The organism is Stenotrophomonas maltophilia R551-3 (genome assembly GCF_000020665.1).
GTDB lineage: Bacteria > Pseudomonadota > Gammaproteobacteria > Xanthomonadales > Xanthomonadaceae > Stenotrophomonas > Stenotrophomonas maltophilia_L.
The window spans coordinates 2951706-2974499 of record NC_011071.1 but is presented as its reverse complement, the minus strand read 5'-3'; the positions used below and the strand labels follow the sequence as shown (position 1 = coordinate 2974499).

The window sequence follows — 22794 nt, the reverse complement described above, 5'->3', positions numbered from 1 at the left end:
CAGCCATGGCAGGCGATGATGTACAAACATGAACAGGGGATCCCGATGAAGATTGGAAACAACCGGCCACTGCACGGCAGCGTGCTGGCCGGCGTGGTGGGCGTGCTGTTGCTGGCCGGTTGCCAGCGTGAAAGCGAGCCGGCAGCGGCGACCGACGCGGCGCCTGCCGCCGAGGCCACTGCGGCAGGTGAAACGCCGGCTGCGGAAGCGCCGCTGGACCTGCGCGATGTGATCGAGAACAACGAGCGCGAAGTGGTGGGCATCAGCTATCCGGCCGGCATCGACCGTTACCCGGGCCTGGCGCGCGCGCTGCAAGGCTACGCCACCAATGCACGCAGCGATCTGCAGCAGGCGCTGGACGGGCTGGGCAACGACAAGCCGACCATGCCCTACGAGCTGTCGCTGAGCTTCGAGAAGCTGCTGGAAACCCCGCAGCTGGTGGTGGTCAGTGCCGATGGCAGCCGTTATACCGGTGGCGCCCACGGTGAGCCGCTGGTGGCGCGCTTCGTGTGGCTGCCGCAGCACCAGCAGATGCTCAGCGCCGAAAAGCTGGTGGCCGATGCCAAGGGCTGGAAGGCGATCAGTGACTTCGTCGCCGACCAGCTGCGCGAACGCGTGGCGACCCGCCTCAGTGGTGAGGACATGGACCCGGCCCAGCTGCAGGAATCGCTGCGCAACGCATCGCGCATGATTGCCGACGGCACCGGCCCGCAGGCCGACAATTTCAGCCAGTTCCAGCCGCTCACCGACGACAAGGGGCAGATCACCGCGCTGCGCTTTGTTTTCCCGCCGTACCAGGTGGGTCCATACTCGGACGGCACCCAGACCGCCGATGTACCGGCGGCGGTGCTGTTGCCGCACGTGGCCAAGGACTACGTGGAGCTGTTCGCACGCGGTTGACCGCAGTCGAGGAGGTGGCGTGGATACAGGGTTGCAGGAGCGGGTTGCCGGCCTGCTGCAGGAAGCCGGGGTCCGCATCGGCGGTACCCAGCCACAGGATATCCAGGTGCATGACCCGCGCTTCTTCGCGCGGGTCATGGCGCACGGCTCGCTTGGCCTCGGCGAGAGCTACATGGACGGTTGGTGGGATGCCAACGTCCTGGACGACTTCCTTGTCCACCTGATGCAGGCGCACCTGGACGAACGGGTGCACGGTTGGCGCGAAGTGGCCGATGCACTGAAAGCGCGCCTGTTCAACCTGCAGGTGGGACAGGGCAGCTACGAGGTGGGCCGCCGCCACTACGACCTCGGCAATGATCTCTACCAGGCCATGCTGGGCCAGCGCCTGGTCTATAGCTGTGGCTACTGGCGCAATGCCGGCGATCTCGACGCTGCGCAGGAAGCCAAGCTCGACCTGGTCTGCCGCAAGCTGGGCCTGCGCCCGGGCCAGCGTGTGCTGGATATCGGTTGCGGCTGGGGCGAAGCGCTGAAGTTTGCCGCCGAGCGCTACGGCGTCAGCGGTGTCGGCGTGACCATTTCGCAGGAACAGGCCGAGTTCGCGCGCGAACTATGCGCCGGCCTGCCGATCGAGATCCGCCTGCAGGACTACCGTGAACTGGACGAGCCGTTCGATGCGATTTTCTCGATCGGCATGTTCGAACACGTCGGCGACAAGAACTACGCCAGCTTCTTCGAGGTGGCCAGGCGCTGCCTGTCGTCACGCGGCCTGCTGCTGTTGCACAGCATCGGCACCAACATTTCGCGGCATCGCACCGATCCTTGGATCGCGCGATACATCTTCCCCAACTCGATGCTGCCATCGGCGGTGCAGATCACAAAGGCGTTCGAAGGCCGTTTCGTGCTGGAGGACTGGCACAACTTCGGCACCGACTACGACCTGACCCTGCAGGCCTGGCGGCGGAACGTGGAAGCAGCGTGGCCGCGGCTGGACGAACGTTACGACGAGCATTTCCGCCGCATGTGGCGCTTCTACCTGGCCGGGTCGATGGCCACCTTCCGTTGCCGGCACGCGCAGCTGTGGCAGCTGGTGCTGTCGCCGGAGGGCGTGCCGGGTGGGTACGTGGCGCCGCGTTGACAGCCAGTAGATCCACGCCATGCGTGGATGCCCCAACAAAAAACCGCCCGGTCTCCCGGGCGGTTTTCGTTTCAGGCTACCGCGCGGGCGATCAGTTGCCGGCGCCGGTCAGGCCACGCTTTTCCAGCAGCGGTTCGATCTGCGGCTCGTGGCCGGCGAAATCGCGGAACAGCTGCATGGCATCCACGCTGCCGCCCTTGGACAGCAGGGTGGCGCGGAAGTGGTCGCCGTTCTTGCGGCTCAGGCCGCCGTTGTCCTTGAACCACTTCTGGGTGTTGGCGTCGAGCACTTCCGACCAGATGTAGGCGTAGTAGCCGGCCGAGTAGCCGCCCATGATGTGGCTGAAGTACGGGGTCTTGTAGCGGGGCGGGACCGGCGCGTAGTAGATGCCGTCCTTCTCCAGCGCGGCGCGCTCGAAGGCCATCACGTCCTTGGCGGCCGGCACCTGGTCGGCGCCGATCTGGTGCCAGCGCTGATCAAGCATGGCCGCACCCAGGTACTCGGTGGTGGCAAAGCCCTGGTTGAACTTGGCAGCGGCCAGCACCTTGTCCAGCAGTGCCTGCGGCATCGCCGAACCATTCTGGTAGTGCTTGGCGTAGTTCTTCAGGATGACCGGATTATCCGACCACATTTCGTTGACCTGCGAGGGGAACTCGACGAAGTCACGCGGCACCGAAGTGCCCGAGAAGTACGGGTACTTCACGTTGGAGAACATGCCGTGCAGGGCGTGGCCGAACTCGTGGAAGGTGGTGTTCACCTCATCCCAGGTCAGCAGGGTCGGCTGGCCGGCCGGCGGCTTCGGGATGTTCAGGTGGTTGGCGACCACCGGCTTGAAGCCGGTCAGCTTGGACTGCGAGACGTAGGAGTTCATCCACGCACCGCCGCGCTTGGAGGCGCGTGCATACGGGTCGAAGATGAAGATCGCCAGCTGGCTGCCGTCAGCGTCGAACACGTCGTAGACGGTGACGTCATCGTGGTAGACCGGCAGGTCGGTGCGCTGCTTGAAGGTCAGGCCGAATTCCTGGCCGGCGGCGTAGAACACGCCGTTCTCCAGCACGTTCTTCATCTCGAAGTACGGCTTCAGCTGCGACTCGTCGAAGTTGTACTTGGCCTGGCGCACCTTCTCGCTGTAGAAGGCCCAGTCCCACGGTTCCAGCTGGAAGGTCGGCTTGCGCGCGGCCTTCTGTTCCTTGTCGATCATCGCCTGCAGGTCGGCGGCTTCGCGCTTGGCATTGGCCACGGCGGCCGGGGCCAGCTTGCCCAGCATCGCATTGACCGCTTCGGGGGTCTTGGCGGTCTGGTTGGTCAGGTTGTAGGCGGCAAAGTTCGGGAAGCCCATCAGCTTGGCCTTGTCGGCGCGCAGCTGCATGATGCGCGAGACCAGCGCGGTGTTGTCGAACTCACCGCCGCGGCTGCCGCGGGTGGTCGAGGCTTCGTAGATCTTCTGGCGCAGGGCGCGGTTGGCCAGGTTGGTCAGCGGCGGCTGGCCGGTGGTGTTGAGCAGGGTGATCACGTACTTGCCTTCCAGGCCACGAGCCTTGGCGGCTTCGGCGGCGGCAGCGATCTGCTCCTTGGACAGGCCGTCCAGCTCCTTGACGTCGTCAACGGTGATCGCCGAAGCGTTCACTTCCGACTGCACGTTCTGGCTGAACTTGGTGCCCAGGTTGGCCAGTTCGGCGTTCATTTCCTTCAGCTTGGTCTTGTCAGCCTCGGACAGCTTGGCGCCGGCGCGCACGTAGTTGTCGTAGTACTTCTCGACCAGGCGCACGCCTTCGGCGTCCAGGCCCAGGGTGGTGCGGCTGTCATACAGCGCCTGGATGCGGGCGAACAGCTTGCCGTTCAGCGCTATCGCATCGCTGTGCGCGGCGAACTTCGCCGAGTAGTCGGCCTGCAGCTTCTTCCGGGTGTCGTTGGTGTCGGCGCCGACCAGGCTGAAGAACACGGTGGTCGCACGGTCGAGGATGTCACCGCTCTTTTCCAGGGCGATGATGGTGTTGTCGAAGGTCGGCTTGGCCTTGTTGTTGGCGATCGCCTCCACTTCCTTCAGCTGCTGCGCCATGCCGGCGTCGAAGGCCGGGGCGAAGTCGCTGTCCTTGATCTTGTCGAACTGCGGGAAATGCAGCGGCAGCGGGCTTTCGGCGAAGAACGGATTGGCCTGCTGGGCATGGATGATGGCAGCCGGGGTGGCGGCGCCGGCCGAGAAGGCGGGCAGGGCAAGGCCGAGGGACATGGCCACGGCAAGGGCAAGGCGAGTGGTCAAGGTAGGAACTCCGGTAAGGCAAACAAGGGCCCGAGGGTAACCCGGCCCGGCGCGCCGGCACTTGTGTCAAAAGGCATGTTGCCTGGGCCGGGCGCGGGTACCATGCATTCACCGCCCACGGCCCGCTGCCATGACCACCGCCTACGATTTCAGCTTCCGCGACCTCGACGGCCAGCCCCAGGCCCTGGCCCGGTACCAGGGGCACCCATTGCTGCTGGTCAATGTCGCCAGCCGTTGTGGCTTCACCCCGCAGTACACCGGGCTGGAACAGTTGTGGCAGGAGTATCGCGAGCGCGGCCTGGTGGTGATCGGCTTCCCGTGCAACCAGTTCGGTGCACAGGAACCGGGCGACGCGGCACAGATCCGACAGTTCTGTTCGCTGGACTACCCGGTCAGCTTCCCGCTGTCGGAGAAGATCGAGGTCAACGGCGAGGGGGCTGACCCGTTGTGGGCGTGGCTGTCACGCGAGAAGCGCGGCCTGCTGGGCAGTGCCCGCATCAAGTGGAATTTCAGCAAGTTCCTGGTCGACCGCCAGGGGCAGGTGGTGTCGCGGCATGCGCCCACCACCAGGCCGGAGCAGCTGCGCGGCGAGATCGAAGCGCTGCTGTGAGATGAACCCAAAAAGGGGACGGAGGGGATTAAGTCGTTTGTGCACAAACGACTTAATCCCCTCCGTCCCCTTTTTTGCTTACTTCTCGACGAACGCGCGCTCGAACACGTAGTGGCCCGGCTGGCCGATACGCGGCGAGACCTGGAAGCCACGGGCATCGAGCACGCTGCGCAGGTCGGCCAGCATCTGCGGGCTGCCGCAGATCATCGCGCGGTCGTTCTCCGGGCTCAGCTCCGGCAGGCCGAGGGTGCGCTGCATCTCGCCGCTTGCCATCAGCTGGGTCAGGCGGCCCTGGTTGGCGAACGGCTCGCGGGTGACGGCCGGGTAGTACAGCAGCTTGTCGCCGATCATCTCGCCCAGGAACTCATGCTCGCGCAGTTCCTTCTCGAAATAGTCGCGGTAGGCCAGATCCTTCTCGTAGCGCACGCCGTGGCAGAGGATCACCTTCTCGAAGCGCTCGTAGGTTTCCGGGTCCTTGATGACCGACAGCCACGGCGCCATGCCGGTGCCGGTGCCCAGCAGATACAGGTTCTTGCCGGGGTGCAGATCGCTGATCAGCAGGGTGCCGGTGGGCTTCTTGCCGACCAGCACCTTGTCACCCGGCTTGATGTGCTGCAGGCGCGAGGTCAACGGGCCGTCCTGCACCTTGATGCTGAAGAACTCCAGATGCTCTTCCCAGTTGGCGCTGGCGATGGAATACGCACGCAGCAGCGGCCGCGCCTCGGTTTCCAGGCCGATCATCACGAACTGGCCGTTCTCGAAGCGGAAACCGCTGTCGCGGGTGAGGGTGAAGCTGAAGTAGGCATCGGTCCAATGACGGACCTCAAGCACCGTTTCGGCGCCAAAAGCGGAGGACATGGGCGTATCTATCGGAAGTCGTCGGGGTGATTCTATCTCAAATGAGACAGGTTCTCATTAGGCGGAACGAGAGGCGTTCTCAGCGGTAACCGGCCGCCTGCAGCTCGAACAGCTCGGCATAACGACCGCCCTCGGCCATCAGCTGCTCGTGGGTGCCGCTGGCCTCGATCCGGCCATCGGCCAGCACCAGGATGCGATCAGCCATGCGTACCGAGGAAAAGCGGTGGGAAATCAGCACTGCGGTGCGATTATCCGCCAGTTCCCTGAACCGCTGGAACACCTCGAACTCACTTCGCGCATCCAGCGCCGCCGTTGGCTCATCCAGGATCATCACCTGCGCATTGCGCATCCATGCACGGGCGATGGCGATCTTCTGCCATTGGCCACCGGACAGGTCCACGCCCTGCTTGAAGCGGCGACCAATCAGCTGGTTGTAGCCGCCGGGCAGGTCGTCGATCACTTCCTCGGCCATGCCGCGCCGCGCGGCGTCGGCGATGCGTGCCTGATCGTCCATCGCCTCGACCTGGCCGACGCCGATGTTCTCGCCGGCGCTGAGGTTGTAGCGCACGAAGTCCTGGAAGATCACCCCGAGGTTGGCGCGCAGGTCGTCCAGGTCGTAGTCGCGCAGATCGCGGCCATCGAGCAGGATGCGGCCCTCGTCCGGTTCGTACAGCCGCGCCAGCAGCTTGACCAGGGTGGTCTTGCCGGCGCCGTTCTCGCCGACCAGGGCCAGCACTTCGCCGGCCTGCAGCTGGAAATCGAGGTGGCGTACCGCCCACTGTTCGGCGTCGGGGTAGCGGAAGCCGACGTTCTCGAACACGAAGCCCTGGCGGATCGGCTGCGGCACGCGTACCGCGCCCTCGCGCGAATGGATTTCCGGCTGGATCTGGAAGAACGAGAACAGGTCATCCAGGTACAGCGCCTGGCTGGCCACCTGCGAGAAACCGATCAGCAGGCCTTCCAGCAGCTGGCGCAGGCGCAGGAAGCTGCCGGCGAGGAAGGTCAGGTCACCGATCGAGAAGTCGCCGCGCACCGTGCGCCACGCGATGTAGGCGTACGCGGTGTAGTAGCCCAGCGTGCCCAGCGCAGCCAGCAGCGTGCCCCAGAACGCACGCCGCCGTGCCAGTGCACGGTTGGCCTGGAAGAGTGCTACAGACAACCTGCGATAGCGTTCCACCAGGAAGCGATGCAGGTTGTAGATCTTCACTTCCTTGGCCGTTTCCACGCTGGCACCCAGCTGGCGCAGGTAGTCGAGCTGGCGGCGCTCCGGCGTCCACTGGAAGTTGAGGCTGTAGCCGGCCGCATTGAAGTGCGATTCACCGATGAAGGCCGGCACCAGCGCCAGCACCAGCAGCAGGATCAGCCACGGCGCATAGACCAGCAGGCCGATGGCGAGGCTGGCCACGGTGATCGCGTCCTGTACCTGGCCGAACAACTGGCTCATCAGGTTCATCCGGCCCATGGTCTGGCGCCGTGCTCGGTCCAGCTTGTCCTGCAGGTCCGGGTCTTCGAAATCCTCCAGATCCAGCGTCGCAGCGTGCTCCATCAGCCGGATGCTGGTGACGTTGGCGAACAGCTCCGAGAGCAGGGCATCGGCGTAGCTGACCAGCCGGCCGAGCAGATCCGAGGCGATGGCCAGGCCGAATTCCAGCGCCAGCAGGCCCAGCAGCGGATTCAGTATGCCGCTGGACAGTGCCTCGCCCAGCGGCGGGAAGCCAGCGTCGTGCTGGCTCAGGTGCAGGGCGCTGTCGATGATCAGCTTGCCGACGTAGAGCATCGCCACCGGCAGCAGCGCACGGATCAGGCGCAGGCCAAGGCTGGCCAGGGTGAGCGTGGGGCTGGTCTTCCAGACCATGCGCAGGAACGGTGGCAGGTTGCGCATCGCCTTGAAGCGTTGTCGCAGGCTGGGCTTCTTCGCGGCGGCAGCGCCGGCGGTGGGGGTAGCAGGCATGCGCGTATTGTGCGCGCCCGACGCGTGCAGATGGGGTCAGTGCAGCCGTGTGGCCGACACCGGGGTCAGATCCCTTTGCGGAGCAAAGGGCTCTGACCTCATCTGCCCGGATCGGGTCAGAGCCCTTCGTAATGCGAAGGGATCCGACCCACCACATCCACGCATGGCGTGGATCTACCGTGTCGACCAAGGTCGACACCTACCAACAGCTGCAGAACCTGCCTGGCCCGGCTTGCCTCCCTTTACGGCAGCGGCGGCAGCAGCCCGGCGCCCAGCCGGTTCCAGGCGTTGATCACCGCAATGCCCATGCTCAAGTCGCTGATGCCCTTCTCATCGAAGTGCGGCGCCAGCGCATCGAACGCCGCCTGCGACGGCGCACCGTCGGTCAAGCGGGTCAGTGCCTCGGCCCAGCCCAGTGCCGCACGCTCGCGCGCATCGAAGAAGCGGCTTTCGTGCCAGGCCGGCAGGGTATCGAGCTTGCGCGGCTCGATGCCGCCCTTGCGCAGCGTGGTGGCATGCATGTCCATGCAGTAGCCGCAGCCGTTGAGCTGCGACACGCGCAGGAACACCAGTTCCATCAGGGTCGGATCGATCGAGCTGTCATGTACGGCCTGGCTGGTGGCCAGCAGGCCCTTGAAGGCCTCGGCTGCCAAGCGGGTGTAAGGGACGCGGGGAGAGGCGTGGTCGGACATTTTCGGCTCCACGGCGGCCACGATGGCCGCCTTTCACTACCAGGACGCCGCAGTGTCGCCGCGCGTGACAACCCCCGGCAACTTTTCCGGATTCAGCACGCTGTACACGTTGGCGATGCGGCCAGCGACCACCTCGATGGTGGTGACCGAGTGCAGGCGATCACCGATGAAGCGCAGGATCGCCGGCTCGCCGTTGACGTAGCCCAGCTGCGCCGGATGCACCGCACCGCGGCGCGCGATGGCCCAGAACAGGCGGCCGATGCGTTCGGCGCCGAGCAGCGGGCGGACCGCGGCGGTAACCACGCCGCCGCCATCGGAAACCAGCTGCGCATTGGCGTGCAGCAGGGCCTGGATCCCCTCGCTGTCTCCGCGTTGGGAGGCGTCCATGAAGCGTGCCAGCAGCTGCCGGTGCTGGCTGGCATCGGCATTGAAGCGTGGCCGCCCAGACTGCAGGCGCTGCCGGGCACGGTGCACCAGCTGGCGGCAGTTGGCTTCGCTGTGGCCGATCAGCTCGGCGATTTCGCGGTAGTCGTGGTCGAAGGCTTCCTTCAGCAGGAAGGCGGCGCGCTCCTCGGGGCCGAGCTGTTCGAGCAGGGTCAGGAAGGCGACCGAGATGTCGTCGGCCAGCGCATGCAGCTGCGCCGGGCCGGGCGCCGGATCCGGCTCCAGGCTGACCGCCAGCGGCTCGGCCAGCCATGGGCCGACGTAGTGCACGCGCTCGCGCTTGGCCGCGCGCAGCCGGTCCAGGCCGAGCCGGGTGGTGGTGGTGACCAGCCACGCCTCGGGATCGCGGACGCTGGTCGGGTCCGCCCTGGACCAGCGCAGCCAGGCATCCTGGACCACGTCTTCGGCGTCGGCGCGGCTGCCGAGCAGGCGGTAGGCCAGCGCCATCAGGCGCGGGCGGTGGGTCTGGAAAGCGGTTTCGGCGTTCATGTGGGCAAGGACGCGCCAGCGGGGCGCGGCGTGACAGAGGGTTACAGGCCGGATCTCAGCGGGATTGGGGTCAGATCCCTTTCCAGGGGAAAGGGATCTGACCCCACCGACTCTACCCGCGGCCGGGGAGGGGGTAAAATGGGGGATTACCCCGCCAGCCTCCAGCAAGCGAGCAAGTCGTGACATCGATCAAGCAGGAAGACCTCATCCAGTCCATCGCCGACGCGCTGCAGTACATCTCGTACTACCACCCGGTCGACTACATCAAGAACCTTGCCGCCGCCTACGAGCGCGAGGAGTCGCCGGCAGCGAAGGAAGCGATGGCGCAGATCCTGATCAATTCGCGCATGTGCGCCGAAGGCCACCGTCCGATCTGCCAGGACACCGGCATCGTCACCGTGTTCCTGGAAATCGGCATGGACGTGCGTTGGGATGACGCCACCATGGGCGTGGAAGACATGGCCAATGAAGGCGTGCGCCGCGCCTACATGCACCCGGACAACAAGCTGCGCGCCTCGGTGCTGGCTGATCCGGCCGGCAAGCGCATCAACACCAAGGACAACACCCCGGGCGTGGTCAACGTCAAGGTGGTGCCGGGCAACACTGTCGACGTGATCGTCGCCGCCAAGGGCGGTGGTTCGGAAGCCAAGACCAAGTTCGCCATGCTCAACCCGTCCGACTCCATCGTCGACTGGGTGCTGAAGACCGTGCCGACCATGGGCGCCGGCTGGTGCCCGCCGGGCATGCTCGGCATCGGCATCGGCGGCACCGCCGAGAAGGCGATGCTGCTGGCCAAGGAAGCGCTGATGGAGCCGATCGACATCACCGAGCTGCAGGCCCGTGGTGCGTCCAACCGCATTGAAGAGCTGCGCCTGGAGCTGTACGAGAAGGTCAACGCGCTGGGTATTGGTGCGCAGGGCCTGGGTGGCCTGACCACCGTGCTCGACATCAAGATCAACGACTACCCGACCCATGCGGCCAACCTACCGGTGGCGATGATCCCGAACTGCGCGGCCACCCGCCATGCGCACTTCACCCTGGATGGCAGCGGCCCGGTGATGCTGGACCCGCCGTCGCTGGAGGACTGGCCGAAGCTGACCTACGATTCGTCCAAGGGCACCCGCGTGGACCTGGACACGATCACCCCGGAGGACGTGGCCAGCTGGAAGCCGGGCCAGACCCTGCTGCTCAACGGCAAGCTGCTGACCGGTCGCGACGCCGCGCACAAGCGCATGGTCGACATGCTCAACAAGGGCGAGGAACTGCCGGTCGATCTGAAGGGCCGCTTCATCTACTACGTCGGCCCGGTCGATCCGGTGCGCGACGAGGTAGTGGGCCCGGCCGGTCCGACCACGGCGACCCGCATGGACAAGTTCACCCGCCAGGTGCTGGAGCAGACCGGCCTGCTGGGCATGGTCGGCAAGGCCGAGCGCGGCCCGGCGGCGATCGAAGCGATCCGTGACAACAAGTCGGCCTACCTGATGGCGGTCGGCGGTTCGGCCTACCTGGTGTCCAAGGCGATCAAGGCGGCCAAGGTGGTCGGCTTCGCTGACCTGGGCATGGAGGCGATCTATGAGTTCACCGTGCAGGACATGCCGGTGACCGTGGCGGTGGATTCCACCGGCGAGTCGGTGCACAAGACCGGCCCGCGCGAATGGCAGGCCCGCATCGGCAAGATTCCGGTGGTGGTGGAGTAATTCCGCACGTTTCGTTTCAGACAACGGCGCCCGTGTGGCGCCGTTGTTGTGTGGTGAGGGTTAACGAACCTGCAGCATCTGCTCTGCTAGGCTCGGCGCGACCTCACACAGGACGTGTTCATGGGCCTGCATCGATTCATCGCCGTTGCGACCCTGCTGGCCCTGGCCGGCTGCAGTACAACCTCATCCTATGAAGGTGCGGATTTCTCCGCCTCCTCGCAGTGCCGCATGCAGTGCCAGGCCGACTATCGCAGCTGCATGGCGCGGGGCAGTATCGGCAGCAATGACTTCAGCTGCGAACAGCAGGTGGTGCCGGCGCCGGACAAACGCTGCAAGGACGTTGCCAACCCCGAGCTGCGCCGTTCCTGTGAACTGAAGACGCACGACTGCGCGATACGCACGCCGATCATGTCCTGTAGCGAAGGCCGCGATACCTGCATGAGCAGCTGCGGCTGAGCGACGATTGCGCGCGTGGGCGCATAATCGGCTGATCCACCTGCACAGGATCTTCCGCATGAGCACCACGCTGTATGGTTCAACCAGTACCGCCGCGCTTGTGGTGCACTGGCTGCTGATCGAGCTGGGTATCGAGCACGAACTGGTGCTGCTGGATTTCGACGCGCGCGAGCACAAGTCGGCGGAGTACCTGGCGCTGAATCCGGCCGGCGTTGTGCCGACGCTGCTGATCGATGGCTTGGTACTGACCGAAGCGGCGGCGATCGCACTGTATCTGGCTGACCGCCATCCGGAAGCCAACCTGCTGCCGGCACTGGGTACGCCGCAGCGCGCCGATGCCTACCGCTGGATGTTCTGGTGTGCCAATACGCTGCAGCCGGCCTATCGGGCCTGGTTCTATCCGCACGAAATGGCGGGCGAGGCAAACGTGGAGGCCACCCGCGAGATGGCACGGCAGCGTCTGGAAGCTGCCTGGCAGCATGTGGCCACGCACCTGCAGGCGCACGGACCGTACTTGCTGGGTGCCACGCCCTGCGTGGTCGACTACATGCTGGTGATGCTGATGCGCTGGTCGCGCAATATGCCGAGGCCCAGCGACACCTGGCCGGTGCTGAAGGCGCACGCCACGACAATGAAGGCGCGCCCGGCGTTCTCCGAGGTGTACCGCCGCGAAGGCATCACCGACTGGCTGTAACCAGAAAAGGGGACGGAGGGGATTAAGTCGTTTGTGCACAAACGACTTAATCCCCTCCGTCCCCTTTTCCGTTACAGGATCTCCAGCACCGTTTCCGGTGGGCGGCACAGCCGCGTGCCCTTGGGTGTGCGCACCACGGGGCGGTTGATCAGCCGCGGGTGCTCGGCCATCGCCGCCAGCAGCGTGGCCTCGTCCGCATCTTCCAGGCCCAGTTCGGTGAACTGCGCTTCCTTGCTGCGCACCAGCGCCTGCGCGTCCAGCCCGGATTCGGCCAGTACCTGGCGCAGCGTGGCCACGTCGGGTGGGTTGCCCAGGTACTCGATCACCTCCGGCTCGAAGCCGGCATCGCGGATCAGCTTCAGTGCGCCGCGCGAATTGCTGCAGGCCGGGTTGTGCCAGATCGTCACGTCCATCAGAACCACTCCAGCAGGGACACGCCCACGCCCACGTAGGTGGCCTTGTGGTTGTAGTCGATCAGGCTTTCGCCGTAGCCGTCGAAGATCTGCACGTGGCCGCGCAGCAGGTTGCTGATCGGGAAGCCGTAATCCAGCTGCAGGGCACCGTGTGAGCGGCTGCCGGTACGCAGCGAATGGCGTGCCATCAACGAGACTTCGTGGCCGTTGCGGTTCCAGGTCAGGGTCGCATCACCGCGGCCCATGTAGTCCTCGATGTCCGGATTGTTGTCGTCGCTGCGGGTCTCGGGAATGCGGTACCACGGGCGCAGCACCAGCGCCCAGTTCTCGCGGTCCAGGCCGATGTTGAGCATCACCCGGTTCCAGCTGCGCGACAGTGGGTCGGCACGGCCGTTGGACTGGTGATTCAGCGCGATGCCGGTCATGCGCCCACGCCAGCCACCGATCGAGTAGCCGTTGCGGAACACCATCATCACTTCCGGCTCGTAGTTGGTTTCGCGGAACGGGCGCGAATCCTCGCCGTTGTAGGCCTGCCAGCGCGAGCTCTGGGTGTAGCCGGCCCAGATGTCGCCGTTGTCGCCGAACAGGTTCTCGGCGATCTTGGTCTTGAAGCTGATCTGGAACTTCAGCTCGGCACTGTCGAGCACCTGCGGCGTGGTGACCGTGTTGGCCGGGTTCGGCGAATGCGGCGTGGTGTTGCGGTCGCTGGTCCAGAACGCGGGCAGCAGGTACACCGGCTTGTACGCACGCAGCTGGAACGGGCCCAGTTTGGAGTCTTCGGCCAGTTCCCAGCGGCTGTCCAGCAGCGAACCGCGGCCGGCGTTGGCCAGTGCGCTGTCCGGTGTTGCCGGACGGAACAGGTCGCTGACACGTTCGCGCAGCTTCTCCTCGCCCTGGCTCACACGCGCAGTCTGGCGCTCTTCGCGACGGGCCTGCGCGGCCGCCTCGGCAGCGGCGTCGGCCGCAGCGGTAGCCTGCGGGGTGTGTGCGAACAGGCGGTCATAGCAGGCCAGGCGTGCCGCGTCGGTGGTGATGGCGGCACAGGCAGCCGGCGAGGTGTCGGTGCCGGGCGCGAATTCCTGCGCGGCCAGCGGAGCACTGGCCAGGGCCAGCGCCAACGGCGCAAGGCGGGGAAGCAGCGGGGGGAGGGTCATTCCAGCAGGCCCTTCGGTGAATACGGGGATCGCACAGTGTGGCGGCTGCACCGGATCACGGCCAGCCCCCACGGTTTATGCACGGCCACGGCGTGCGCAGGGCGTGAAGACGGAGGCGCTCACAGGAACCAGGCGAAGGCGAACAGGCCCAGCATCGCGATCACCACGGCCAGTTTCAGCGCCAGGCCGAGCAGGATGCCAAGCCAGGTGGCCAGCCCGACCTTGGTTGAGCGGCCGAGTTCGCGGGTGTGCCAGTACTCGCCCAGCAGGGCGCCGATCAACGGCCCGGCGAACAGGCCGATCGGCATGAAGAACAGGCCGACGATGCTGCCGAAGAAGGTGCCCCACAACGCCTTGCGGCTGGCGCCGACCCGTTGCGCGCCGACCACGGTGGCCAGCACGTCGGCCAGCAGCGACAGCAGGGTCAGTACGCCCAGCGCGACCAGCGTGGGCCAGCCGACGTGCGCGAAGCCGTCGGCCCAGGCCGCCAGCAGCAGTCCGATGAACACCAGCGGGATGCCGGGCAGGGCCGGCAGGATGATCCCGGCGATGCCGACGAGGACAAAAATGACCGCTAGCAGATATAAGATGAATGAGAGTCCCATGCTGTCCCGTATGGTCGCCGTTTTGGGGTTGACAGTGAAAGATTTTGCCAGTTGCTTTTTCGTTTTGGGCGGGTTAAGTTGCAGTCGCTGAGCTTGGCAAGGTCACCGTGGATCGTGGCCTGATGAAGCAAGATCTTCCCGATCCGCTGCATCGATGCACCTCGCTTCCCCCTTGCTTGTCAGCCGCCCAACAGGCGTTTCCAACAACAAGAGAGAGTCAAAGGGAGTTAGTGAGATGGCTGATCGCGAGACCGGTACCGTAAAGTGGTTCAATGATGCGAAGGGCTTCGGCTTCATCAGCCGGCAGAATGGCGAGGACGTGTTCGTGCACTTCCGTGCCATCGAGACCCAGGGCTTCAAGAGCCTCAAGGAAGGCCAGGCTGTGAGCTTTGAAGTCGTGCAGGGCCAGAAGGGCCTGCAGGCTGACAAGGTCCAGCCGGTGTAATACCCGCCGCCAGTCGGCATGAAAAAGGCCCGCGCAAGCGGGCCTTTTTCGTTGGCCTGGTTTTCCCTGGCCAAGGCCCGCCGTGGATCAGCGCAGGATGACCTTGCCGTTGACCACGCGCACATAGGTGTTCTCGCGGATGCCGCCGAGGTCACGCTGATTGACCACGATGGTGCGGCCATCGTCCATGCGCACGCTGATGTCGTAGGTGTCGCTGGTCACGTTCTTCTGGATCTGGTTGCCGGCCAGGGCGCCACCGACCGCGCCTGCAGCGGCGGCGATGTTCTTGTTGCCACGGCTGCCGCCGGTATGGTCGGAGATCTCGTGGCCGGCCACGGCGCCGACGATGCCGCCGAGGATCGCGCCGGTGGCGCTGGGCGCGGTGCGGCCGGACTGCACGGTGTTGATGCGGGTGACGATGCCGCAGTCGGCGCAACGGCCCTGGTTGTAGCCCCCGTTGTTGCCGTAGCCGCCGTTGTTGTAGCCATTGTTGTAACCGCCGCCACCGTAGCCGCCGGGGGTGGCACAGCCAGCCAGGGCGAGGGTTGCGATGGCACTGGCAGCGATGAGCTGGATCTTCATGGGGCGTCTCCTGGCCGTGAAGGCGGGTGCGTTGGGTGGTACTGCGTCATGCAGCAGGGTGGACGAATCCTCTCCTTTCGAACGTGAACAACGCGCCAACCATGCGTGCCCTGACCGGCTGCAGGATGAATGCGCGTCAGCGGAAGTCCTGGTGGCAGGCACGGCAGTCCGCCTGCAGTGTTTCCACCACTTTGGCCAAGGTGGTGCAGTCGCTGGGCGGCGCAGCCAGCGCGCTGTTGAGGTTGCCGCGCAGCTGGCTGGCGTGCTGCTGGAACTGCGCACTGTCCTTCAGCCCGGGAAAGGCCAGGTCCAGATCGTTGGACAACAGGCGTATGGCCTGCAGCCGCGGAACGCTGTCGGCCAGGCTGCAGCGGTTCTGCTGCTGGGCCTGCTGCAGCAGCTGCGACTGCCGTTGCATCACCTGCATGAGGCTGTCCGGGAACGGGTCACGGCGGGCCTGCAGGGCACGGCCCACCATCACCGTGGCAATCAGCCCGATCAGCAGGCCCAGGCACAGCACGAACAGGTATCGATAGGCAGTGGACGGGGGGCGGGGCGGGCTGGCGTTCATGGCGGGCTCTCCGGTGCAACGGTGGGTTCGATGCCAGCGCGCTGTAGGCACCGGCGCCTGCACGTTAAAATAGCCCGATGAACGAACAGGTCAAACAACGCTTTGCCGGCATCGAACGGCTGTATGGCGTGGGCGCGCTCGAGCGCCTGCAGGGCAGCCGCGTGGCGGTGGTGGGCATGGGCGGCGTCGGCTCGTGGGTGGTGGAGGCGCTGGCACGTTCGGCGGTCGGCCACCTGACCCTGATCGATGCCGATGACATCTGCGTGTCCAACACCAACCGGCAGCTGCCGGCGATGGAAGGCAACTACGGGCGCAACAAGGCCGAGGCGATGGCCGAGCGCTGCCGCGCGATCAATCCGGAGATCGAGGTCGAAGCGGTGCAGGCGTTCCTGACCGTGTCCAACATGACCGAGCTGCTGGACCGTGGTTTCGATCTGGTGATCGATGCCTGCGACAGCTTCCGGGTCAAGGTCGAGACGATCGCCTGGTGCCGCCGCCGCAAGCTGCCGCTGCTGACCGTGGGCGCCGCCGGTGGCCGCACCGATCCGACCCTGGTGCGGATCCGCGATGTCTCGCGCACCGAGCACGACGCCATGCTGGCGCTGATCCGCAAGAAGCTGCGCAGCGAGTTCAACTTCCCGAAGAACGCCAAGCGCTACTTCGGCGTGCCGGCGGTGTACTCGCTGGAGAACGTGAAGTACCCGCAGGCCGACGGCAGTGTCTGTGGCCTCCGCCCGAACCTGGGGGCCGATGCGGCACTGAAGCTGGATTGCGGTGCCGGCCTGGGCGCGGCGACCCACATCACCGGCGCGTTCGCCTTCGCGGCGGTGGGCAAGGCGTTGGAAATGCTGCTGGAGCCGAAGAAGGTCAAGGCCGAAGCGGTCGAGGATCACGCCGACGCGTGATCGGTAGCGCCGGGCCATGCCCGGCGAGCGAACAGCGCGACCAGCACAATGCCGCCGGGCATGGCCCGGCGCTACCGGTCAGGTGGGCAGGTTGAACAGCCGCCGAGCATTTTCCGTCGTGGCCTGCGCCAGCGCATCCAGGTCCCTTCCGCGCAGCGCCGCCACATGGCGGGCGATGACTGCCAGCCGCGCCGGCTCGTTGCGCTGGCCGCGGATGCCGGCGTCGGGCTGGTCCGGGGCGTCGGTCTCCAGCAGCAGTTGTTCCAGCGGCATTTCGCGCACCAGTCGCTGCAGGCGCTGCGCGCGCTCGTAGGTCAGCGGCCCGCCCAGGCCGAGCAGGAAGCCTTGCTTGTGCAGCTGCGCAGCCTGCTCCGGGCTGCCGGAGAAGCTGTGCACCACGCCGCGCAGGCCGCCGATGCGACGGATCGCGGCGATCACCGCATCCACCGCGCGCCGCGCATGCACGATCACCGGCAGCTCGAACTCACGGGCAAGTTCCAGCTGGCCGATGAAGTACGCCTGCTGCGTCTCTGCATCCAGGCCTTCGACAAAGAAATCCAGGCCGCATTCGCCGATCGCGCAGGGGCGTTCGCGCTCGATCCATTCGCGCAGCTGGGGCAGGTGCCCGGGCCGGTGCTCGGCCAGGAACATCGGATGCAGGCCATAAGCGGGGTACAACCCCGGGGCCTGCTGGCAGACCTCGCGCAGCTTCGGCCAGCTGGCCGCGGTCACCGCCGGCACCACCTGCTGGTGCACGCCAGCCGCCTGCGCACGCTCGACCACGGCGGCGCGGTCACGGTCGAACTCGCTGGCGTCCAGGTGGCAGTGGCTGTCGACCAGCAGGCTCAACGCTGTTCCAGCGACGGAGGCGCCGTGGAGGTGTTGCGGCTCTTCCAGTTGGCCAGCAGCAGGGTGCCGAAGCCCAGCACCAGCTCATCAATGAACGGAATCGGGTCCGGAACGAACAGGGTCAGCACGAACAACCCGGCGGTCAGCTTGAACAGGGTGGGGTAGCGCAGCCGGCGCGCCCATTGCAGTACCGGCAGCAGCATCGGGTTGGCCATCGCGGGGTCCTCGTGGGGAATATGCAAACGCTACCACGGGCCCAGCATTTCCCGATGCTGAATGGGTTACGAGAATGAGCAGGAAATGTGGAGATTCCGTTCAGGCAGCGCATGCTGCAATCTGCCCCGAGAACGTTGCGGACGGTCCGCAAGGAGCAGGTCATGAAAAGCACAACTACAACTGTCCTGGTCGCAGCGGGCGCGCTGCTGGTCGGTGGCATCGCCACCGCCGCCTTCATGAAGAGCGGCGACACGTCGCCCGATTCCATCAGCGCCGGAACCCCCAATGGTGAATCGCGCCTGGTCGACGGCAACGCCGCTGACGATGGCGCACGTGCTGACACGCTCGACCCGTCGGCGCCGCGCGGCCTGGAATACGCCGACGTGCTGAAGGTCGACCCGATCACTGAGAAGCAGAAGGCCTATGCCACTGTGATTGGTACCGATGCGGTGCGTGAGACCTCCACCACACAGACCCCGCATGAAGTCTGCCAGGACGTGACGGTGCAGGAGCGCCTGCCGGAGCGTGATGGCAACGTCGGTGGCACCGTGGTCGGCGCCGTGGTCGGTGGCCTGCTCGGCAACCAGGTCGGTGGTGGCAACGGCAAGAAGGCCGCGACCGCGGCTGGCGCCGTGGCCGGTGGCTTCATCGGCAACCAGATCGACAAGCGCCATGTGGGTGGCCGTGTGGTCAACCGCACCGAGCGCCAGTGCCACACCGAGACCGCAACGTCCGAGTCGAGCCGCGTCACCGGCTACAACGTGACCTACCGCAACGAGGACGGCACCACCGGCACCATGCGCATGGCCAGCAAGCCGGGCAACCGCATCGCCATGGGCACCAACGATGTGGTCAAGGGTTACAACGTGACCTATCGCTATGACGGTGCAGAGAAGACCGTGCGCCTGGACAACAAGCCGGCCAGCGATCGCCTGCCGGTGGTCGATGGCCAGCTGGTCACGCAGACCGCGGCCGCCGGTGCTACCGCCGCGACCCGCCAGTAATCCATCCGCACCACGCAGTACCTGACGGGCCGGCACATGCCGGCCCGTTTCGTTGGGGACGCCGATGTTCATCCGCGCCGGATGTGGGTCTACCATCATGGGCCTTCCCATCACTGCGACATGGAATCGGCATGAGCATCTTCGACCTGCGCCTGGAAACCGAGCGCCTGATCCTGCGTCCACCGCAGCGTGACGACTATGAGCCGTACCTGGCCTTCTGCGCCGACGAAGAGGTGATGCGCACGCTCGGCGGTGTGCAGCCGCCCTCGGTCGCGTGGCGGGGCTTCTGCAGCCTTGCGGGTGCCTGGCAGCTGTTTGGTTTCTCGATGTTCAGCGTGATCGAGAAGTCCAGCGGCGAGTGGGTCGGCCGGATGGGACCGTGGCAGCCGCAGGACTGGCCGGGCACCGAGGTCGGCTGGAGCATCCGTCGCGCCAGCTGGGGCAAGGGCTATGCGCCGGAAGCTGCCACGGCCGCGATCGACTGGGCGTTCGACACGCTGGGTTGGGATGAGGTGGTCCACACCATCGCCGAGGACAACGAGAACTCCCGCGTGGTCGCGCGCAAGCTGGGCAGCACGCTGCTGCGCATGGGTGAGCTGCCGCCGCCGTACAACGACAAGCCGATGCAGATCTGGGGGCAGTCGCGCGAGCAGTGGCGGCAGCGCGCACGCTGAGCGTTGCCCGGTAGTGCCGGCCGCTGGCCGGCAACCTCTTGGCAGGATTCGTGCGATTGCCGGCCAGCGGCCGGCACTACCAGGGTGCCATGCTGCACCCGCGCTTGGCATTCACCGGTGCGCTTGCCAGACTGCCCGCAGCCGGCCGCCGGCCGGATTCGATGGAGCAGGCAATGCTGGAAGAGCGCATCCCGCTGACGGTGCATGGCATGTCGGTCTCGGGTAACTGCCACAAGGTCCGCCTGCTGCTGGAGCAGCTCGGCAGCCGTTACCGCTGGGTGGAAGTGGACAGCGCCCATGGCCAGACCCACACCGCTGAATTCCTCGCGCTGAATCCGAACGCCAAGGTGCCGTTGATCGTCCGCGACGATGGCCGCGTGCTGACTGAATCCAATGCGATCCTGTTCTGGCTGGCCGAAGGTACCCCTTACCTGCCCAGCGACGGCTGGGAGCGTGCGCAGGCGTTGAGCTGGATGTTCTTCGAGCAGTACACGCACGAGCCCTGCGTGGCAGTGGCGCGCTTCATCCGTGGCTGGACCGCACTGGATTCACCGCGCCGCGCTGAACTGCCGCGCCTGCACGAGCGCGCCGCCAACGCGTTGGCGGTGATGGAGCAGCACCTGCGGCAGGCGCAGTGGTTCACGGGCAGCGAATACGGCATCGCCGACATCGCCCTGTTCGCCTACACCGATGTGGCGGGCGAGGGTGGCATCGCGCTGGATCTCTTCCCGGAGGTGCGCGGCTGGCTGCAGCGCGTGCGCGCGCAACCGCGCTTTCTGCCGATGCCGGCAGTGACCGCCGAAGTGCGCTCACGATTCGAGGCCGCGTGACTCTCGCCAAGGTGACCCCCACAGGGTAGCGCCGGGCCATGCCCGGCGGAATGCAACAACGACACGGAGGGTGTTCGATGTTCGCTGTGGTTCCAGATCCGATTCCCGCACGCATGCGCGTGCTCAACCGCGCCGAAGTGTGCGATGTCAATTTCCTGGATGCAGTGCGTGGCTGGCGCGGGACTCCTCGCCCGCGACCGGCCCCGGACGCGCCGATTCTGCCGGGCAGCACGCTCACCGCCGCTGCCTTCGACGACCTGTTCGATTCGCAGCTGGCCAGTCGCCAGCTGGACCTGATGGCGCGCGTGCTGCGCGTGCAGAACAAGGTCTTCTACACCATCGGTTCCTCCGGCCACGAGGGCAATGCGTTGTTGGCGCGCGCCTGCCGGCATACCGATCCAGCGTTCCTGCACTACCGCTCCGGCGCGTTCATGGCCGAGCGTTCGCGCCAGGTTCCGGGCATCGACCCGCTGCGCGACGCTGCGCTGTCGTTCGCCGCCAGTGCCGATGATCCGGCCAGCGGGGGGCGCCACAAGGTGTGGGGCAGCAAGCCGTTGTGGGTGCTGCCGCAGACTTCGACCATCGCCTCGCATCTGCCCAAGGCGCTGGGTACTGCGCTGGCCATCGAGAGTGGCAAGCGGCTGGGGCAGCCGCTGCCGATCCCGGCCGACAGCATCGTGCTGTGCTCGTTCGGCGATGCTTCGTCCAACCATGCCACCGCGCAGACCGCGTTCAATACCGCAATGTGGTCGGCCTACCAGAAGCTTCCGGCACCGATCCTGTTCGTCTGCGAGGACAACGGCCTGGGCATCTCGGTTAAGACGCCCGAAGGGTGGATCGCCGAGCGCTTCAGCCATCAGCCGGGGCTGGACTATTTCTTCGCCGATGGCCTGGATCTGGCGGTCGGCCACGCCCAGGTGCAGGCCGCAGTGGAGCACTGCCGGCGCACGCGGCGGCCGACCTTCCTGCACCTGCGCACCACGCGCCTGATGGGCCACGCCGGTACCGACTTCGAAGTGGAATGGCGGGCGTTGCCGGAGCTGTGTGCGGCCGAGGCGCAGGATCCCCTGCTGCGCTCGGCGCAGATCGCACTGGAATCCGGCTGGATGGATGCGGCGGCGATCGAGGTTGCCTACGAGACGATGCGCGCGCGCTGCATGGCCGCTGCTGCAGAGGCTGAAGGGCGACCCCGGCTGCAGTCATTGGAAGAAGTGATGGCGCCGCTGGCTCCGTACACGCCGGCAGCGGTGCAGGTTGAAGCCGAGCGAGGGCCGCCCGTCGACGCGCGCGAGGCGCTGTATGGCGGTGCCGACGCCCTGCCGGAACGGCAACCGCCACGGCATCTGGCAATCCAGATCAATCACGGCCTGCAGGAGCTGCTGGCGAAGTATCCGCAGAGCCTGCTGTTCGGCGAGGACGTGGCGCAGAAGGGCGGTGTCTACACGGTCAGCAAGGACCTGCAGCGCCGCTTCGGTCCGCGCCGGGTGTTCAACACCCTGTTGGACGAAACCATGATTCTGGGCATGGCGCAGGGCCTGGCCAACATGGGCATGCTGCCGATCCCGGAAATCCAGTACCTGGCCTACCTGCACAACGCCATCGACCAGCTGCGCGGCGAAGCGTGTTCGCTGCAGTTCTTCTCCAATGACCAGTACCGCAACCCGATGCTGGTGCGCGTGGCCGGGCTGGGCTACCAGAAGGGCTTCGGCGGCCACTTCCACAACGACAATTCGATCACTGCGCTGCGCGACATCCCCGGCCTGGTGGTCGGCTGCCCGTCGCGTGGCGACGATGCGGTGATGATGCTGCGTACGCTGGCAGCGCTGGCGCGGGTGGATGGCCGGGTGGCGGTATTCCTGGAGCCGATCGCGCTGTACATGAGCAAGGACCTGCACGAACCGGGCGATGGCCAGTGGCTGTTCGACTACCCCGCGCCCGGCCAGGCGCTGGTGCCGGGCGAGGGCCGGGTCTACGCGCCGGACGCCGGCGACCTGGTGGTCTACACCTATGGCAACGGCGTGCCGATGGCGCTGCGTGCGGCACGGGCAATCGAGCAGCAGCTGGGTTGGCAGGTGCGGGTGGTCGACCTGCGCTGGCTGGTGCCGCTGGATGCCGGCTTCATCGCCGCACAGGCCGCCAGCGCCCGGCGCGTGCTGGTGCTGGACGAGGGCCGCCACAGCGGCGGGGTGGGCGAGGGCGTGGTCACCGCACTGGTCGAGGCCGGCTTCGGCCACCTGCCGCTGCGCCGGGTCTGTGGAGCCGATACCTATACGCCGCTGGCGGGGGCAGCAATGTTCGGGCTTCCAAGCGACAATGCAGTGATTGGCGCCGCCCTTGAACTGGCGCAGGAACCCTGATGC

General features: G+C 66.3%; 24 protein-coding genes. 12 read left to right on the top strand and 12 right to left on the bottom strand.

All coding sequences use genetic code 11. From position 1 onward, the window contains the following. Window positions 1-18: 18 nt before the first annotated feature. On the top strand, window positions 19-900 hold the full coding sequence (locus SMAL_RS13535; protein ID WP_012511600.1) for a DUF3298 and DUF4163 domain-containing protein: 882 nt from the start codon (window positions 19-21) through the stop codon (window positions 898-900). 19 nt (window positions 901-919) lie between these two features. Continuing rightward, on the top strand, window positions 920-2035 hold the full coding sequence (gene cfa / locus SMAL_RS13530) for a cyclopropane fatty acyl phospholipid synthase (RefSeq protein ID WP_012511599.1): 1116 nt from the start codon (window positions 920-922) through the stop codon (window positions 2033-2035). A gap of 91 nt (window positions 2036-2126) precedes the next feature. Here cfa and SMAL_RS13525 read toward each other — a convergent pair whose 3' ends face one another. Continuing rightward, on the bottom strand, window positions 2127-4295 hold the full coding sequence (locus tag SMAL_RS13525) for a M3 family metallopeptidase (protein WP_041864560.1): 2169 nt from the start codon (window positions 4293-4295) through the stop codon (window positions 2127-2129). Between the two features lie 130 nt (window positions 4296-4425). Between SMAL_RS13525 and SMAL_RS13520 the strand changes: the two genes are divergently transcribed. After that, window positions 4426-4905, top strand: coding sequence for a glutathione peroxidase (locus SMAL_RS13520; RefSeq protein ID WP_012511597.1), 480 nt, complete (start codon window positions 4426-4428; stop codon window positions 4903-4905). A gap of 78 nt (window positions 4906-4983) precedes the next feature. On the opposite strand, the gene SMAL_RS13515 is transcribed toward SMAL_RS13520, so the two are convergent. The 4 genes from SMAL_RS13515 to SMAL_RS13500 all read right to left on the bottom strand — a co-directional run bounded on the left by SMAL_RS13515 (window position 4984) and on the right by SMAL_RS13500 (window position 9339). Next, window positions 4984-5763, bottom strand: coding sequence for a ferredoxin--NADP reductase (locus SMAL_RS13515; protein ID WP_012511596.1), 780 nt, complete (start codon window positions 5761-5763; stop codon window positions 4984-4986). 79 nt (window positions 5764-5842) lie between these two features. Beyond that, entirely contained in the window at window positions 5843-7714 is a 1872-nt protein-coding gene (locus tag SMAL_RS13510) for an ABC transporter ATP-binding protein (RefSeq protein ID WP_006377523.1), read from the bottom strand. 242 nt (window positions 7715-7956) lie between these two features. Beyond that, entirely contained in the window at window positions 7957-8406 is a 450-nt protein-coding gene (locus SMAL_RS13505) for a carboxymuconolactone decarboxylase family protein (RefSeq protein WP_012511595.1), read from the bottom strand. Between the two features lie 36 nt (window positions 8407-8442). Continuing rightward, on the bottom strand, window positions 8443-9339 hold the full coding sequence (locus SMAL_RS13500) for an RNA polymerase sigma-70 factor (protein ID WP_012511594.1): 897 nt from the start codon (window positions 9337-9339) through the stop codon (window positions 8443-8445). A gap of 179 nt (window positions 9340-9518) precedes the next feature. Between SMAL_RS13500 and SMAL_RS13495 the strand changes: the two genes are divergently transcribed. The 3 genes from SMAL_RS13495 to SMAL_RS13485 all read left to right on the top strand — a co-directional run bounded on the left by SMAL_RS13495 (window position 9519) and on the right by SMAL_RS13485 (window position 12186). After that, window positions 9519-11036 (top strand): fumarate hydratase, encoded by a 1518-nt coding sequence (locus SMAL_RS13495; RefSeq protein ID WP_006377486.1) that lies wholly within the window; start codon window positions 9519-9521, stop codon window positions 11034-11036. Between the two features lie 120 nt (window positions 11037-11156). Beyond that, window positions 11157-11492: a hypothetical protein gene (locus tag SMAL_RS13490; protein ID WP_006377485.1), complete on the top strand. Its 336-nt coding sequence runs from the start codon at window positions 11157-11159 to the stop codon at window positions 11490-11492. Window positions 11493-11550: 58 nt separating this feature from the next. Further along, window positions 11551-12186, top strand: a complete 636-nt coding sequence (locus SMAL_RS13485) for a glutathione S-transferase family protein (protein WP_012511593.1) — start codon at window positions 11551-11553, stop codon at window positions 12184-12186. A gap of 71 nt (window positions 12187-12257) precedes the next feature. Here SMAL_RS13485 and arsC read toward each other — a convergent pair whose 3' ends face one another. The 3 genes from arsC to SMAL_RS13470 form a co-directional block, all read right to left on the bottom strand. Beyond that, the gene (gene arsC / locus SMAL_RS13480; protein WP_012511592.1) at window positions 12258-12599 is read right to left on the bottom strand and encodes an arsenate reductase (glutaredoxin); all 342 of its coding nucleotides are present in this window, start codon (window positions 12597-12599) and stop codon (window positions 12258-12260) included. Then, window positions 12599-13753: a phospholipase A gene (locus SMAL_RS13475; RefSeq protein WP_012511591.1), complete on the bottom strand. Its 1155-nt coding sequence runs from the start codon at window positions 13751-13753 to the stop codon at window positions 12599-12601. The genes arsC and SMAL_RS13475 overlap by 1 nt, the downstream gene beginning before the upstream one ends. Window positions 13754-13872: 119 nt before the next feature. Continuing rightward, window positions 13873-14358 carry a DUF456 domain-containing protein gene (locus tag SMAL_RS13470; protein WP_006377462.1) on the bottom strand — a complete coding sequence of 162 codons (486 nt, stop codon included), beginning with the start codon at window positions 14356-14358 and terminating at the stop codon, window positions 13873-13875. Window positions 14359-14593: 235 nt separating this feature from the next. On the opposite strand from SMAL_RS13470, the gene SMAL_RS13465 reads away from it, so the two are divergent. Then, window positions 14594-14803 (top strand): cold-shock protein, encoded by a 210-nt coding sequence (locus tag SMAL_RS13465; protein ID WP_006377459.1) that lies wholly within the window; start codon window positions 14594-14596, stop codon window positions 14801-14803. 87 nt (window positions 14804-14890) lie between these two features. Here SMAL_RS13465 and SMAL_RS13460 read toward each other — a convergent pair whose 3' ends face one another. Beyond that, window positions 14891-15385: a glycine zipper 2TM domain-containing protein gene (locus SMAL_RS13460; protein WP_006377417.1), complete on the bottom strand. Its 495-nt coding sequence runs from the start codon at window positions 15383-15385 to the stop codon at window positions 14891-14893. 136 nt (window positions 15386-15521) lie between these two features. Then, window positions 15522-15956: a cytochrome c gene (locus SMAL_RS13455; RefSeq protein WP_006377416.1), complete on the bottom strand. Its 435-nt coding sequence runs from the start codon at window positions 15954-15956 to the stop codon at window positions 15522-15524. A gap of 77 nt (window positions 15957-16033) precedes the next feature. Here SMAL_RS13455 and SMAL_RS13450 point away from each other — a divergent pair, with 77 nt between their 5' ends. Then, complete coding sequence (locus SMAL_RS13450; protein WP_006377415.1) at window positions 16034-16861, top strand: tRNA threonylcarbamoyladenosine dehydratase; 828 nt, start codon at window positions 16034-16036, stop codon at window positions 16859-16861. A 78-nt stretch (window positions 16862-16939) separates the two neighbouring features. Here the strand turns inward: SMAL_RS13450 and SMAL_RS13445 are convergent, their stop codons facing one another. Both SMAL_RS13445 and SMAL_RS13440 read right to left on the bottom strand, forming a co-directional pair. Continuing rightward, a complete protein-coding gene (locus SMAL_RS13445; RefSeq protein WP_012511590.1) occupies window positions 16940-17710 on the bottom strand; it encodes a TatD family hydrolase in 771 nt (256 codons plus the stop codon). Continuing rightward, entirely contained in the window at window positions 17707-17925 is a 219-nt protein-coding gene (locus SMAL_RS13440; protein WP_006377368.1) for a DUF6116 family protein, read from the bottom strand. Before SMAL_RS13440 ends, SMAL_RS13445 begins: the two co-directional genes overlap by 4 nt. Window positions 17926-18087: 162 nt before the next feature. Here SMAL_RS13440 and SMAL_RS13435 point away from each other — a divergent pair, with 162 nt between their 5' ends. The 4 genes from SMAL_RS13435 to SMAL_RS13420 all read left to right on the top strand — a co-directional run bounded on the left by SMAL_RS13435 (window position 18088) and on the right by SMAL_RS13420 (window position 22791). Further along, a complete protein-coding gene (locus SMAL_RS13435; protein WP_006377367.1) occupies window positions 18088-18930 on the top strand; it encodes a glycine zipper 2TM domain-containing protein in 843 nt (280 codons plus the stop codon). A gap of 131 nt (window positions 18931-19061) precedes the next feature. Then, a complete protein-coding gene (locus SMAL_RS13430) occupies window positions 19062-19604 on the top strand; it encodes a GNAT family N-acetyltransferase (RefSeq protein WP_012511589.1) in 543 nt (180 codons plus the stop codon). A 173-nt stretch (window positions 19605-19777) separates the two neighbouring features. Then, window positions 19778-20434, top strand: a complete 657-nt coding sequence (locus SMAL_RS13425; protein WP_012511588.1) for a glutathione S-transferase family protein — start codon at window positions 19778-19780, stop codon at window positions 20432-20434. 77 nt (window positions 20435-20511) lie between these two features. Further along, window positions 20512-22791: a thiamine pyrophosphate-dependent enzyme gene (locus tag SMAL_RS13420; RefSeq protein ID WP_012511587.1), complete on the top strand. Its 2280-nt coding sequence runs from the start codon at window positions 20512-20514 to the stop codon at window positions 22789-22791. Window positions 22792-22794: the final 3 nt, after the last annotated feature.